This is a genomic window from Chthonomonas sp., assembly GCA_016788115.1.
Classification (GTDB): Bacteria; Armatimonadota; Fimbriimonadia; order Fimbriimonadales; family Fimbriimonadaceae; genus UBA2391.
Genome location: JAEURR010000003.1, coordinates 361,230 through 376,416 on the forward strand (window position 1 = coordinate 361,230; position 15,187 = coordinate 376,416).

At 60.9% G+C, this 15,187-nt stretch carries 10 protein-coding genes; 3 read left to right on the forward strand and 7 right to left on the reverse strand.

What is annotated here, in order from left to right; translation table 11 throughout:
• Positions 1 to 17 precede the first annotated feature (17 nt).
• The 3 genes from JNM85_01955 to rpsO all read right to left on the reverse strand — a co-directional run bounded on the left by JNM85_01955 (position 18) and on the right by rpsO (position 6,164).
• A complete protein-coding gene (locus tag JNM85_01955; GenBank protein MBL8086819.1) occupies positions 18 to 3,170 on the reverse strand; it encodes a hypothetical protein in 3,153 nt (1,050 codons plus the stop codon).
• Between the two features lie 269 nt (positions 3,171 to 3,439).
• Positions 3,440 to 5,869: a polyribonucleotide nucleotidyltransferase gene (locus tag JNM85_01960; GenBank protein ID MBL8086820.1), complete on the reverse strand. Its 2,430-nt coding sequence runs from the start codon at positions 5,867 to 5,869 to the stop codon at positions 3,440 to 3,442.
• A 13-nt stretch (positions 5,870 to 5,882) separates the two neighbouring features.
• The gene (gene rpsO / locus JNM85_01965; GenBank protein ID MBL8086821.1) at positions 5,883 to 6,164 is read right to left on the reverse strand and encodes a 30S ribosomal protein S15; all 282 of its coding nucleotides are present in this window, start codon (positions 6,162 to 6,164) and stop codon (positions 5,883 to 5,885) included.
• A 228-nt stretch (positions 6,165 to 6,392) separates the two neighbouring features.
• Here rpsO and JNM85_01970 point away from each other — a divergent pair, with 228 nt between their 5' ends.
• The 3 genes from JNM85_01970 to JNM85_01980 are packed head-to-tail and all read left to right on the forward strand — an operon-like array spanning position 6,393 to position 8,408.
• Positions 6,393 to 7,403 carry an NAD(P)-dependent glycerol-3-phosphate dehydrogenase gene (locus JNM85_01970; GenBank protein ID MBL8086822.1) on the forward strand — a complete coding sequence of 337 codons (1,011 nt, stop codon included), beginning with the start codon at positions 6,393 to 6,395 and terminating at the stop codon, positions 7,401 to 7,403.
• Positions 7,404 to 7,431: 28 nt separating this feature from the next.
• A complete protein-coding gene (locus JNM85_01975; protein ID MBL8086823.1) occupies positions 7,432 to 8,070 on the forward strand; it encodes a ribonuclease HII in 639 nt (212 codons plus the stop codon).
• On the forward strand, positions 8,049 to 8,408 hold the full coding sequence (locus tag JNM85_01980; protein MBL8086824.1) for a YraN family protein: 360 nt from the start codon (positions 8,049 to 8,051) through the stop codon (positions 8,406 to 8,408). The genes JNM85_01975 and JNM85_01980 overlap by 22 nt, the downstream gene beginning before the upstream one ends.
• A 52-nt stretch (positions 8,409 to 8,460) precedes the next feature.
• Here JNM85_01980 and JNM85_01985 read toward each other — a convergent pair whose 3' ends face one another.
• The 4 genes from JNM85_01985 to serS all read right to left on the reverse strand — a co-directional run bounded on the left by JNM85_01985 (position 8,461) and on the right by serS (position 15,187).
• Complete coding sequence (locus JNM85_01985) at positions 8,461 to 10,437, reverse strand: hypothetical protein (protein MBL8086825.1); 1,977 nt, start codon at positions 10,435 to 10,437, stop codon at positions 8,461 to 8,463.
• 65 nt (positions 10,438 to 10,502) lie between these two features.
• A complete protein-coding gene (gene lspA / locus JNM85_01990) occupies positions 10,503 to 11,015 on the reverse strand; it encodes a signal peptidase II (GenBank protein ID MBL8086826.1) in 513 nt (170 codons plus the stop codon).
• Positions 11,012 to 13,870: an isoleucine--tRNA ligase gene (gene ileS / locus JNM85_01995; protein MBL8086827.1), complete on the reverse strand. Its 2,859-nt coding sequence runs from the start codon at positions 13,868 to 13,870 to the stop codon at positions 11,012 to 11,014. The genes lspA and ileS overlap by 4 nt, the downstream gene beginning before the upstream one ends.
• A gap of 42 nt (positions 13,871 to 13,912) precedes the next feature.
• Positions 13,913 to 15,187 (reverse strand): serine--tRNA ligase, encoded by a 1,275-nt coding sequence (gene serS / locus JNM85_02000; protein ID MBL8086828.1) that lies wholly within the window; start codon positions 15,185 to 15,187, stop codon positions 13,913 to 13,915.

Sequence of the window (15,187 nt, forward strand, 5' to 3'; positions counted from 1 at the left end):
TCAATGATCAGAACGACTTACCAGTCGCCGTCCTTCTCATAATTGTCGCTCAACAGGAAGTAGTCGAAGAGATCGACCGTGTTGTCCAGGTTGAGGTCTGCGTTGGTGTTGTATCCAGCGTCCCCGAGTGACTTCTCGTACGTGCCGCTAAGCACCAGGTAGTCGAAGAAGTCGCAGGAGTTGTCACCGTTACAGTCTCCGTTCAGGAGCGTAAAGGTGCCCGCATTGTAGTTCGCACCGGTCGGCAACGTTGCATTCTTCGTGCGCGTCATCCATCGGGCGACGTCACCCGGCAGAACCGCGATGCGCTTGCCTTCGAACCACGTATTGTCGGTGACAGTGAACACACCCGACGCATTCATGGGAACCAGTTTCCACTGATAGATTTGGTCCCACTTGCTGGTCGGCGATTGCGAACCAACACCCACCCACACGTTACGACCGTTGTACAGGCCCGCTGGCAAGCCAGGCATGACCACCTTACCGGTCAGTTGGTAAGGAATCGCGACGCGGATACCATTCGAATCGCCATAACCGAACAGGTTAGAGGCGTTCTCGGCCGCGACGTGAATGATGTACGTTCGACCGTTCACCAGGCTGAGGCCGGTGGCGGTGTAGTCCCAGTTGGTAACGTTGCCCGTTAGGACTTCGGTCCAACCGCGGACGACCGCGCCAGTCGTATCGTCTTCGATCCAGTACCACCACGAGGCAATGCAGCCGTTGGATTCAACCGCTGTCGAGACCCAGTGAAGCTGCGTGAGGCTGTTGGTGGTCGCGCCATCGTCGGTGCAGGTTACGCTCGTCGGAGCGGTCCCATCCTTTGCAAGGACGCCGTCACCGTTACCGATGGTGTAGTTGTAGTCCATGTTGTACGCCGCGACGGTCACGTAGTACTTCACGTTGAGCGCGAGGCTGAGCCCGGTCGCCGTGTAGTTCCAAGTGCTAATGTCGCCCGTAGCAACCCACGTCCAATCACGGATGTTGCCCGTACCCACCGCGGTACCGATTCGGTAGTAGAACCCACGGATGGAGCTCTCACTTTCGGTGGTGGTTGCGGTGAACGGCAAGCTCGTGAGGCTGTTTCCGCACACGCCGTCGTCGACGTTACAGAAGTCAGGACCGTCAGGATCGCGGACGACCGTGACGTTCTCAACCGTGTTCGTTCCCGGCTCTGCAGGGAGCAGGTTACGGAAGACCGCGCTGCTATCGTACTGACCCGCGGTCAGCGTGAACGCACCGATCAGATCTTCATTGGGGAAGACCTGCGTGGTGGTCTCATAGAGTGCGTTCGTGGCACCCGAAGCGAGCGACCCGGCACCCTCAAAGCCGATCTGCGATCCGCCGTCGTGATCGTTGTTACCAGGACCACGCAGCCAGACCCACAGCGAGTTGTAGGCCACGTTCTGCGAACCATAGTTGCGCGCAGTGTACGAACCGCGGCCGTAGCCAGCCCAATACCAGGTACCGGCGTACTTATCCATACCCGCCGAGAGTCCGAGGACCGGTCGGCTGGCAACCTGCTTCATACCATGAGTCATGGCTTGGCCATAGACCTTAGGCAAATATGGCTGGTTGCGGACGGAGAATCCGTCGATCCATTCTTGAATCTCGTACACGTTGTGGCCCGCCGGGTTGTAGTTCTGAAGAACATCTTGGCCAGGGCCGCCGCCAAACGTCGAATAGTCGTAGGTGTCGGAGAAGCTATCGAACAGGTCCGCCATGTAAGCACAAACTGCCGACTCGGTATCGTAACCGAGGGCGTTCGAGGTGCCGTTGTTGTTCCCGTTCGGGGTGCTGTCGCCATCCCAGTTCTCTTCGAGGTCGAAGGACCACGTGTTGGTCGGGTTGTTGTTGTTGTAGGTCAGCTCGTTCTGAACCTGGATCATGAAGTACGAGGCGTACCCTTCGGTCCAGGCCAAGTTCACGTTGATGTGATCGAGGAACCCGTGCGCGCCACCTGTGTTGGGTGGCCAGTCCGTCATGCTGTTCGACGAATTCTGGTGGTGATGACCGTACTCGTGAAGAATGACGTCCGGCGAGAAGAAGTGATCCTGTCGGAGTTGAATCCGAGTCAGATCATAGAATGCGCCACCAGTCGTACCGTTCTGCCACTTGGCTTCGCAGTACACGGCGTCGTGGCCTAGCGTGTAGTTCGATTCCGCCCAGCCACGGCTAAGCTCTCGATTCACGTAGAATGCGCGATTGTAGTTATTGTCGTCGTAGTTCCAGCCGCCCGAGTCCACGGTTCCGCCGTTGATGACGAACGAGCTGAAGTAGCCGCTCTGATAGTCGGCCAGCGCGTCGGTCTTACACGCGGTTCGCGAGTTGCGAGCACGCAGGCGAAGCTTACATGTTGTCGCCCCCGCAGTCGTGACATCCCCGGAGTAGTTACCGTTGATGTCTATGATAAACGTGGCGAGTACGGCATTATCCGAACTGCGCACGATATCCACCGCGCCACCATACGCGCCGACGAAGTTGTTCAGCGGGCCGCGAACGACGAGGCTACCGGTGACGGTCGTAGTGACCGTACCAAAGAGCGTGTCTCCGGGGACCTCGATCTCATCGGCCGGGATTGGCCGGAGACCTGCGGTCGGTTCAGGCTGAACGATTTCCAGGCCCGTGTTCGGCTTGGGAACCGTTCCGATCGCGCCAGTCGGTAGGACTGCCGGATCCTTGTCAAGCACCTGAATGTCGCCACCGCTCACTACAAACCAAACCGACTTGGTTTGGGCGTAGCTGCTGGTGCCTTGAGCGATGGTTGCCGTCGCCGACACTTTGTACGTGCCGTCTCCGGGAATCACCAGACCGTTGTTGAACGTGTAAGCACGTCCCTTCTCGGCAGTGCCGGAATCGGTCGCACCCGCGCGCGAGAGCCGAGCGCCGCCCGTAGCGGACCAGCGCACGGTGGCGTACTTGAAATCGCCAGCGTTCAGGAAATTGTAAGTCAAAGCCAGTTCCCTGCCGATCGCAGGGGTACTGCCCAAAATGAGTTCTGACTCGATCGGTGCGAGCGACTCGCAACCGACTTCGAGTGATCGATCCGCCAACTTGTTTGCCAACCGCGACGCGAGCTTCCCGGCTCCCGGTGCCACAAAGACGTCGTACTTCGTGAGTACGTCACCCGGGTGATCGCCGTAAACTGCGCCGATTTGCGCATTTGCTCCCATTGCGGCTAGACAAGCAAGAAGCGAGAATCCTATGCGGATTTTCCAACTATGCATCATGACCTCCATACATCAGCGCTCCACCTGTTATCCATGCTGGCAGAGCACACCACATTAGGATAGCGCAGCTTTTGCAGTTCTGGCAGGTTTTCTCTGTTCAATCCCGAAAATTGCTGCGAAATGCGTAAAAGTTTCAATGGTCAACGTCGCGCAAATAGAAGAGGCCGTGCTCCATCGCTGGGGCCCGACCTCACTCAATGCTCAGAGAACGGTTAGCGACGCGGTCGGAACCGCGCGTTCACGTCTTCAGAGGACTTCTTTGGAAACTCGGTTGGCGTGCTTGGCGCGGGTTCGCTGGAGAACGATTCCGTCACCGCGCGATCCGAAGGTCCACGATCTCGATCGCGTCCTCCGCGTTCGCCGCCACGGTCTCCTCGATCGCCGCCTCGGTCTCCTCGATCACGGCCACCCCGGTCTCCCCGGTCGCCACCGCGATCACGTCCGCCTCGGTCGCCCCGATCTCGGCCGCCACCGCGTCGGTCGCCGCCACGGTCGCTCGGGGTCGGCTTGGTGTTCGGATCAGCATCCTCGTTTCCGGCCAGCATCTCAAGCGACTGACCAAGACCCAGGGCGGTCAGGTTGACGCGGCCCATCGAGTCGACCTCGATGACGCGAACGTTCACCGAGTCGCCCATATTGAGCGCATCGTCTGGACGTCGGATCGGCTTGGTCGTGATGAGTTCGGTCGGGATCAGACCTTCCTTGCCCGGCAGGTACTCCACCATCGCGCCACGGCCCATCAGTCGAGTGACCTTGACGTTCTCGAACAGTGCGCCAACCTCTGCAGTCGCGGTGATCGCCTTGACCGCATCGATTGCAGCCTTGGCAGCCGTGCCTTCGGTTGCAGCGATCAGCACTCGACCATCCTGCTGGATGTCGATCTGAGCGCCCGTTTCGGAGGTCAGCTTGCGAATCGTCGCACCGCCAGGACCGATGAGTGCACCGATCTTGTCCGGGTTGATCTGAACGGTGGTTACGCGTGGTGCGTTGTCGTTCATCTCTGCACGTGGCTCGCTCAGCTCGCCTTCCATCACGTCGAGAATGCTCATGCGAGCTTCGTTGGCCTGATCCAGCGCGGACGCAAGCACCGAGTCGGGGATACCATCGAGCTTCGTGTCGAGCTGCAGGGCGGTGATACCCTTGCGAGTACCCGCGACCTTGAAGTCCATGTCGCCGCAGAAGTCCTCCATGCCCTGGATGTCGGTGAGGACCTTGAAGACCTTACCGTCGGACATGAGGCCCATCGCGATACCGGCAACCGGTGCCTTGATCGGAACACCCGCATCCATGAGCGCCAGAGTCGAACCGCAGACGCTCGCCATGGAGGTCGAACCGTTCGATTCGAGCACTTCGCTGATGAGCAGAAGCGTGTACGGGAACTCAGGATCGTCGAACGGCAGCACCGGGATGAGGGCGCGCTCTGCGAGGGCACCATGACCGATCTCGCGTCGGCCAGGGCCGCGCATCGGTCGCACTTCGCCCACCGAGTACGGCGGGAAGTTGTAGAAGTGCATGTACCGCTTGTCGCCCACGTCTTCCAGGCCGTCCATGGTCTGCGAGTCGCTCGGCATACCCAGCGTCAGAACGGTGAGAACCTGAGTCTGACCGCGGGTAAAGAGGCCGCTGCCGTGAACCTTTGGCAAGAGACCGGCACAGGCTTCGAGATTGCGCAGGTCGCGCAGACCACGGCCGTCCGGACGCTTGTCATCGGAGAGGATGTTCTTGCGAACCGTGTCCTTGATGACCTTGTCGACGGCTTCCGGAAGCTGTGCGATCACCGCATCGTTGCCCGCATACTTAACCTTGTACTCGGCGACGACTTCCTTCAGAAGATCGCTGAGTGCAGATTCGCGAACAGCCTTGTCGGGGTTCAGGATGGCGCTCGAAATCTTCTTGCCGCTGCCCTTCTCGATCTCCTTGATGAGATCCTTATCAATTTCGTGCAGCTTGACTTCGCGCTTGGCCTTACCGGCCTTCTTGGCAAACTTTTCAAACTCGGTGCAGATGACCTTAATGGCATCGTGAGCGAGTTTCAGCGCCTTGGCCATGGTCTCTTCGCTGACTTCGTTCGCGCCCGCTTCGACCATCGAAATGGCACCCTTGTGGCCGGCGACGACGAGGTCGAGGTCAGAAACCTTGATCTGCTCGATCGACGGGAACAGGATGAATTCGCCGTCGATGAGACCGACGCGAGCGGCACCAATGGGGCCATTGAACGGGACGTCGCTGACCGCAAGCGCGGCGCCAGCAGCGTTGATCGCCATCACGTCGGGTGGGCAGTTTTGGTCCACCGCCAGAGTCATCGCGATGACTTGCAGATCATGACGCAGGCCTTTCGGGAAAAGCGGTCGAACAGGGCGATCGATGAGTCGGCTGACGAGGATCGCCTTCTCGCTCGGTCGGCCACCGCGCTTCATGAATCCGCCGGGAATTTTGCCTACGGCGTACTTGCGCTCTTCATAGTCGCAGACGAGCGGGAGGAAGTCGATCCCTTCGCGGGGATTTTCGGACATGGTAGCCGACGCAAATACGACGGTTTCGCCCATGCCGAGGAGTACAGCGCCGCCTGCTTGTTTCGCGACGCGGCCAGATTCGATGCTGAAGGTCTTGCCTCCAACCTCGAACTCGTGGTTGTGAATCATAGGAGCCTCCTACTTAACGAGGCTTGACTTCGCGGATACCGAGCTTGCTGATGAGTTCGCGATACTTGGCAATATCCTTGGATCGCAAATAGCCTTCCAATCGTCGTCGACGACCGACCATGAGCAGAAGCCCGCGGCGGCTGTGGAAGTCCTTCTTGTGGGTTCGCAGATGGTCCGTAATCTGAAGAATCCGCGCTTGAAGAATAGCGATCTGCACCTCAGCGGAGCCGGTATCGCCGTCTTTGGTCGCGTGATCCGTGATCACTTTCGATTTAATCTGCTTGTCCAATGGCATTTCGGTAATTAAAGTTGCTCGGTCAGAGCCTAGTCCTGTGGTTTCTTAATTGCGTTGATGAACGTCTGCACGGCTAGGTCTCATTTGCCGCTCTAAGCAGCCTTCCTCAAAAGGCTCCGTACAACGGCAGACTCTGGCCCGCACTGGCAGACGCCTCATGGTACCCGGATCACCAAACCAAGTCAAGGGTTCGCCACCGAGGTCGCTTGGGTGTGATACCCTATCCGGATGCGCACCGCCGTCATCGGAACCGGGAGTTGGGGGACTTCCTTGTCGGTCTTGCTCGCTCGGAACGGACACGATGTCACGCTCGCAGGCCGAGATCCCGAAGAAGTGAGCATGGTCGCGCACGCTCGGGAGAACTTGCGCTACCTCCCCGGATTCGTGATACCGGACGGGGTGACGTCCACCCTTGTATCTGAGCTCGAAAACGGCTTCGATGCGTGGATCATCGCGGTCCCCTCAGGCGCAGTGGGTGAGGTCCTACCGCATATCACAGACCCCGAACCGGTCGTGGTGCTCGCCAGCAAAGGGCTTGAGCCGGGCACCGGACGACCACTTTCGGCCGTTGTCGAAGAGCACCTCGCCGGCCGGGGATCGGTCGCCGCCCTCAGCGGCCCGAACCTGGCGATCGAACTCATGAAGGGGATCCCGACCGCCACGGTGATCGCCAGCCGAGACGAGGCCGTGGCAGAGCGTCTGGCAGGCGCGTTCAACTGCCGCAGTCTACGGGCCTATCTGAGCGCAGACGTGGTGGGCGTGGAGATGGCGGGTGCGCTGAAGAACATCTTCGCCATCGGAGCCGGGATGTCCGATGGGCTGGAGTTCGGAGACAACACCAAGGGCGCGCTCGTCGCGCGGGGGCTGCTGGAGATGACCCGTCTCGGTGTCATGATGGGAGCCCAAGTGGAGACGTTCTTCGGCATCGCCGGGGTGGGGGACCTTTTCGCCACTGCTAACAGCAAGCTCAGCCGCAACTACCGGTTGGGGGTGTCTTTGGCCAAAGGCCAGACACTGGAGCAGGCGCTCGAAGAGCTCGGCCAAGTCGCCGAGGGCGCGGCGACCGCCCAAGCCGCCGCCGTGCTCGCGCGCCGGAACGGAGTCCCGGTTCCGATCATGGACATGATCGATTCGGTGATCCGCGGCAAGCTCTTACCCCGCGACGGAGTCGCGATGCTCATGGATCGGATGCCCAAGCGCGAAGGCTGGGAGACCGTGGACCTCGCGAGCTTGAACTAGTTGATCCCAATGACGGAGGCAGTTCGTCTTGAAGGCTGTTATGCTGCGCATCCACGACCGATCACCGCACCTCCTCGCCTCTCCCGGCATCGTTGGGGTCGATGAGGCCGGGAGAGGGCCGCTTGCGGGCCCGGTGGTTGCGGCGGCGGTACTGCTGCCCGAGCGGTTTGACCTCCGAGGGTTAAACGATTCGAAGAAGCTCAGCGCGGAACAGCGCGCCGCGCAGTTCCATCGGCTGAAAGCGGATGCCTGGATCGCGTGGGCGGCGGTCGATGCGGGCGAGATCGACCGGCTGAATATCCTTCAAGCGACGTTCGAGGCGATGCGACGCGCGATCGCCGAGTTGGGCGGACGGGCGACCGAGGTCATCATCGACGGCGACCGGACGCCCCCTGGCTTGACGATGCCCGCGCACCCCATCGTGAAAGGTGATGCCAAGTACGCCACCATCGCTGCCGCGAGCATCGTCGCAAAGCACGTTCGCGATGAGCTCATGATCCAATACTCCGTCCAGTACCCGCGCTACGGGTTCCACAAGCACTACGGCTACCCTACTCCCGAGCACTTGTCCGCGCTCCAGTTACACGGTCCGTGCGCCATCCATCGGCGGAGTTTTGCACGCGTGCGCGAGCTTGTCGAGCAGCCATGCCTCACCCTCGAAAGCTAGGGACCGAAGCAGAAGACCTTGCCGCCCACTATTTGGCCGACAAGGGCATGACCGTCCTGAAACGGCGCTACAAGTCGGGCGCTGGCGAGGCGGATCTCGTGGCCTTGGACGGCCAGACGCTGGTCTTTGTGGAAGTAAAGTCGACTCGAAGCGCGACGACCCAGCCGGAAGCGCGAGTCACAGGGGACAAAGTCCGGCGGTTGACGGTGGCGGCCCACAGGTACATCGCGGAGACCGAGTTCAGTCCCGACGCAGTTCGATTTGACCTTGTAACGGTAACACCGGACGGTATCAATCACATCGCGGGCAGCTTTTGGGGTTCGGACACCGACCGCTAGCATTGGGCGAGCCCCCTCAACATCAAGAAAGAGGAGGCTCGGCGGGGATTCGTTAAGCCGTTTCGACGTCATCCGGGACGACGAAGCGGTTTCGCTGGTAGTTCGCGGGCTGGACCGGTGGTGCAGCGGGAGTCGGAGGTGCCTGCACGGGGGGCATGCCCGCTTGCACCGGGGGCATCTCCATCGGGACGGGTACCGGAGCATCCGGCGTCTTGCCCTTCATGCCGAGACGAGCGCGGAACCCACCCGACTTTGTCGGCTGCTTGGTCTCAAATCCCTTGCGAAGCGCGGCATCGTCCTGTCGCTTGCGACCGAACAAGCCACCCTTGGGGGCTTCAGCGACCGCAGGCGGCGGAATCGCAGCCGCATCTTCGGTGGGCAAACCGGCGTGCTTACGCTTCGCGAAATCCCACTCACCCACGGTTTCCTCCGCGAGCTCTTGCGTGCCCAACTGCTGACCCAGCTCCTTGAGCCAGTCGGTCGGCTGAGTCTCAGAGTCTTGCGGCTCAATGGCGGCTGCGGTTGGAGCATCGACGGGTGGGACCGTAGGCGCAACCGGAACGACAGGGGCGATCGGCGCGACAGGAGCTAGCGATTCGGGCTTAGGCGGAACGTACGCTTGCGGTGCCTCTTGCGGGGCGACCGGAGTCGGCGCAGGGGCGGCCATGGCTGGGGGCATCGGGACGACCGGAGCCGGGGCTGGGGCGGGGGCAGGCCCAGCCTGCGGGGCAGGCGCTGCGCTCGCTCGTTCGGCAGCTTCAAATCGGGCAGCGATCTCGTCGGCGGTTGGACGCGCGGCAGGCTCGGAAGCAGGCTTGACGGCGGGTGCCGCAGGTCTCGGTGCCTCGCCACGCTCTTCGGCCTCGAAGGCAGCCGCGATTTCGCTGGGAGTTTGAGGACGTGGAGCTGGTGCGGGAGCAGGCGCGTCCGCAGGACCTGGGACCATGCTCTCCGGCTTCGGCGGCGTGTAGCCAGGCGCGGGTGCGGCGGGGCGGGTCTCGGCAAGGCTCGGTGGCTTCGGCAAGACAAACTCGCCTGAAGTCTTGGCCTCCTCAAATTGGCTCAGGAGATCGGCAGCCGACTCGGGAACCGGGGTGACCTTCTGCATTTGGATCGCCTCGCCCAAGGTGCGGGGTGCGCCCGGAACCGCCGGTGCGGGAGCAGGAGCTGCGGGCTTGGGAGCTTCGACGGGCTTGAGTGCCTCGGCGAAAGCGGGATCGGCAGCCAGCGCAGGCTTCGGTGCCTCGGCGACCGGTTGCGGCGCGAAAGCGGCAGGCTCGACTGGCTTCGGTACGACCGGAGCAGGAGTCTGAACAGCGGCGGGCTCGACTGGCTTCGGTACGACCGGAGCAGGAGTCTGAACAGCGGCGGGCTCGACTGGCTTCGGTACGACCGGAGCAGGAGTCTGAACAGCGGCAGGCTCGACTGGCTTCGGAGCAACCGGAGCGGGAGTCTGAGCAGCGGCGGGCTCGACCGGCTTCGGAGCAACCGGAGCGGGAGTCTGAACAGCGGCGGGCTCGACGGGCTTGGGAGAAACCGGAGCAGGAGGCGCGGCAGCAGCAGGTTCAACTGGCTTCGGAGCAGCCTTCGGCGTATCGGCAACAACGGGTTCAGCTGCCTTCGGTACCACCGGTGCGGGCGTCTGAATCGCGGATGGCTCAACCGGCTTCGGGGTGACAGGCGCGGGCTTGGGCGCGGCAGTCTCCTTCGACTCGGTAAACATGCTTGTCGCGAGCGGCGCACCGGCCGATTTCTCGGACACGACGTCCACATCTTCGGCGGATTTGATGAAGTTCACCGACGGGGTCGCCGACGCAGCGGGCTTTGCGGCTGCTTCAGGCTCGGCAACGGCCTCGGCCGCCTCCGCCTTCTCGGCTTCTTCAATCGCTTGATTCAACAATTCGCCCAGGTCAATGAGGCTTCTTGCAATGCGCTTACCCAGCGGGTGCGACGCTTGCAATGCCGAGGGGGCAAGCAAAGCAGCCAAGAAAAACCACTCAGGTCCGGCTCCGAAATTCTTCTTTTCCATACAGCTGTCCCTGATCCCAGTACCTTTCTCAGGTTCCCGAGATCACTTTTTACTGTTATCGGCTGTTAGACGACCACACCTTCAGCATTAACTTTAGGTTTTGGCTCAAAAAGGAAGCGGATACTCAAAAGGATCGCCCCAGTCGTGATACATGCGTCTGCAAAATTGAATACCGGGAAGTCGATGATCCGCAACCAAAACATGTCGGTCACTTTGCCCAGCCAAAGACGGTCGATGAGATTCCCTACCGCTCCGGAAGCGAGCATGGCCATCGAGCATTGCGTAAGCAATGTCTCCCGCGGGTTCTTGAAACAGTAGCGGAAGCAAAGCCCCGTAATGAGTAGTGCCACCGGGGCAAAGAATACGCCACCCCCTTGAGCGAGCCCAAACGCGATTCCGCGATTGTACGTCAGCGTGATCTCGAAGATGCCCGGCCAGGGTCCGTGGGTCGATTGGTACAAATCTAGACTCCCGCGAACGTACGCTTTGATCGCCTGGTCAACGGCAAGGAGAATCGCGAACACCGTCAGCACGAAACTGGGCGAGTACGATTTTCGGACGGGGGTCGGCTCACTCATGCGAAATGTAACTCGGAAACGGCTTTGGCATCGCGCGCGGACAAGTTAGCGCTTTCGCCATTCTTGAGCGTGACGGCCTGTACATCCGGACGTCGAACGCGACTGCGATCGCATTGAAGATACTCGCTCGCACGGAACTCAATACGGGCATCTTGCACCAACCATTCAACGCCACTCATCTTGAAATAGTTCGGAAGATCGTCACCAAACGAAGCAAGCAAGTCGGCCGCATCCTGGGTGACCCCCAACCGCACTATCACGTCTTGCGAGTTCTTCGGCAATTCCTCGGACTTGGACGCATCGAGCGCCGCAAAGACTTCGCCCCGCAGTTCAAGCAGTTGGGCGAACCGAGTCTGGATCGCATTGCCGCCGATCTCTTCGATCCGTGCTTCGCTGGGCCGTTCAAGAGTCTCCATATGGACCGACGGCAGCCGATTCGGGATCGGCAGTCGCCCATAGACTTCCTCAGCCGTGTGGGCAAGGATCGGCGCGAGGAGCTTGACGAGGCGCACAAGGACGTACAGGCTTGCCGCCTGCGCGCTCTGCCGCGACGGCCACTGGGGCCCGTCGCAGTACATCCGATCTTTGATCGCGTCCAGGTAAAAGCGACTCAATTCGACCGCACAGAAGTTGTGCACAGCTCGGGTGACAGCGGCGAAATCGTACCGCTCGTACGCGTCCATGCAGTCCGCAACCAGTAAATCGGTCTGCTCCATGACCCAGATGTCCAGGTCGTGTGTCGCGGCTGCGCCCGAATCCACGGAAAAGCCTTCGAGGTTGCCGAGCAAGAACCGCATCGTATTTCGAACCGATCGGTAGCTCTCGCCCGCTTGCCGGAAGATGTTTTCTCCAAAGCGCACGTCGTCTTGGTAGTCCACGCTCGCCGCCCAGTAGCGGAGCACGTCGGCACCGGCGGTATTGCACGCCTCGACCGGGTCCACCACATTGCCCTTGCGCTTGGACATCTTTTCCATCTGCTCGTCGAGCACCATGCCGTGGGTGACGACCTGGCGGTATGGAGCTCCGTCGCGACACGCCGTGCCCAAGATAAGCGAGGCGTTGAACCATCCCCGATGCTGGTCGCTCCCTTCCAGATACAGGTCAGCGGGCCAGTGATCTTTCCAGCGAGGCTCAACATTGCCCTCCAGCACGCACAGGCTGGTCGAACCACTGTCGAACCACACGTCGAAGACGTCCGTCTCTTTCGTGAATTCAGTCTCGCCCGTCTCAGGGTGCTTGAAACCCGCGGGCAGGATTTCGCTCGGTTCGCGAACGAACCATGCGTCGCTACCTTCGGTCTCCACCAGCTTGGCGACTGCTTCGATCGCCACGGAATCCAGCACCGGTTGACCACTCTTCTTGCCGTAGAACACCGGAATGCCGACACCCCACGGGCGCTGGCGCGAGATGCACCAATCGGGTCGGCCCTCGATCATTGAGCCGATCCGGTTCTTTGCATTGGCCGGGTACCACTGCACCGTCTCAATCTCACGCAGCATGGTCTTGCGCAGATCGCCTTCGTCCATGCTGATGAACCACTGCTCGGTGGTGCGGAAGATAACGGGCTGCTCGTCACGCTCGGCGTGCGGATACGTGTGCTCGTAGTCCGATACGGCTAGCAAGGCACCCGACTCCTTGAGGTTTTCAATGATCGGCGGCACCGCCTTGGCGTAGTACAGCCCTGCAAACGGGCCTGCCTCGTCGGTCAATATGCCCTCGCCATTGACGGGGCACAAAATGGGCAGGTTGTGCTTGAGTCCGGTGATGAAGTCCTCGCGACCGTGACCCGGAGCCGTATGGACCACGCCGGTGCCGTCTTCGGTGGTGACGTAGTCGGCGGTCACGGCTCGCGACGCTCGATCCAGGAACGGGTGCTGGAAGGTGACGTCGGTGACGTCTTCACCCGGAATCACGGCCAACTCTTGGTAGTCCGTGATCCCGATCGCCGCCATGGTTCGTTCGGCCAACGACTGGAGCACCAGATAGTGCCTATCGCCGGCTCGCAGCACTGCGTACAGATACTCTGGATGGAACGCGCATGCCACGTTCGCGGGCAACGTCCAAGCCGTCGTCGTCCAGATGATGGTGTGCAGGCGGGGGTAATGCGCGAACCGATGGTGGGGGTCGTCTTTCAGCTCGAAGGCGACGTAGATCGCCTTCGAAGTGACCGTCTTGTAGACGATCTCAGTGTCGGCAAGCGCGGTGCGGCTGGTCGGGCTCCACAGCACGGGCCGCAACCCCTTATAGATCAGATCTCGGGCCACCGCGCGCGCAAACACGCGGACGATCTCGGCTTCGAACCGATAGTCCATCGTCGTGTACGGACGGTCCCACATGCCGAAGATCCCCAGACGCTGAAACTGCTCGGTTTGGACGTCGATGTAGCGCGCCGCATGCGCGCGGCAACGCTGACGGAGTTCGACGATCTCGGCCTTGAGCCGGTTAATGAGCGTCTGCTCACCCGGCTTTTCGGCGAAGCCCAGCCGCTGCAGCGCCACCGGATCGGACTTGACCTCTTCGGCCCACGCACGGAGGACAGCCGTCTCAATCGGCAGACCGTGGTTGTCGTAACCGGGCACGTAGGGACAACGGAATCCCATGAGCGAACGGCTCTTCAAGACGAAGTCTTTCAGCAGCTTGTTCAGCGCCGTGCCGTTGTGGATGGGCCCGTTCGTGTACGGCGGTCCATCGTGGAGCACGAAGGATTTGGCGTCCTTGCGGCTCTCCTGCAAAAGGTTGTAGATCTGAATCTCGGCCCAGCGGCGCTGCAACTCGGGTTCGCGCGTGGCCAGGTCCGCCTTCATCGGGATGGTGAAGTCGGCATTGGGGAGATTCAGAGTCTGCTTCCAGTCCATGGGAAGCTGGCAGTTTACCTGGCAGCCTGCTTCGGGCCTGGGTTAGACCGTGATGGCGTCCGCACCGATATAGGGTCGCAGCGGCTCGGGGATGCGGATTCCGAACCCCGGCTCTGCGTACTGCTCCACAAGGGTGGCGAACAGACGCGGACATGCGAGTCCAGATCCATTCAGCACGTGCACGAATTCGGGCGATTCACCCTGTCCACGGCGGAACCGAATGTTGGCGCGGCGGGCTTGGAACGTCTCGAAGTTCGAACACGACGAGACTTCCAAGAACTTTTGCATGCCCGGCGACCAGATCTCGATGTCGTAACACTTCGCGTTGCTAAAACTCATCTCCGGGCCGCAAAGCAACACCACGCGGTAGTGGATTCCCAGCGCTTGGAGCACGCTCTCCGCATCCTCCACCATGCTTTCGAGTTCGTCGTAGCTGTTCTCAGGCAAAGCCAGCTTCACGAGTTCGACCTTATCGAACTGGTGGACTCGCTGAATGCCACGCGTGTCCTTGCCCGCGGCTCCAGACTCGCGTCGGAAGCACGCGCTGTAAGCGGCCATCCGCAATGGCAGCTGGGACACTTCCAGGATCTCGTCCCGATACAGATTCGTGACCGGAACCTCGGCGGTGGGGATCAAGAAGAGGTCGTCATCGACCCGATACAGGTCTTCCTCAAACTTCGGCAATTGGCCGGTTCCGTACAGGCTCGCTGAATTGACAATGTACGGGGGAAAGATCTCGCGGTAACCACGCTGCAGCGTCTGGTGGTCAATCATGTAATTGAACAGGGCACGCTGTAGCCGCGCACCCCAACCCGTGTAGACCACGAAGCCGCTCCCGCTGATCTTCGAAGCGCGCGGTAGGTCCAGCATGTCGAACTGCTCGGCCCACACCCAGTGAGGCATGGGCTCGTGATCAAGTTGAGCGGGCTCGCCCCATGTGCGCACCACGACATTGTCGTTCTCATCCTTGCCAGCAGGCACCGAGTCGTGCGGCAGATTTGGGAACGAGTAGTCGAGATGCTTGAGCTGCGCTTCAAGCTGACGCTCCTGCTCCTCAAGCTCTTTGATGGTGGATTTCAAGCTGGCCGTCTGTGCCTTGGCGGCTTCCGCCTCGTCGCGCTTGCCTTGGCCCATGAGCTGACCGATGGTCTTGCTGATTTGGTTCGACTCCTGATTCTTCGAGTCCAGTTCGTGTTTGGCGACGCGCCACGCATCGTAGGTGGTTTGCCACTCGGAGAGCGGGATCGCGATCCCCTTTTTCGCGGCGCCGGCGGCCACTTGATCGGGGTGTTCTCGAAGCAGTTTTCGGTCCAGCAT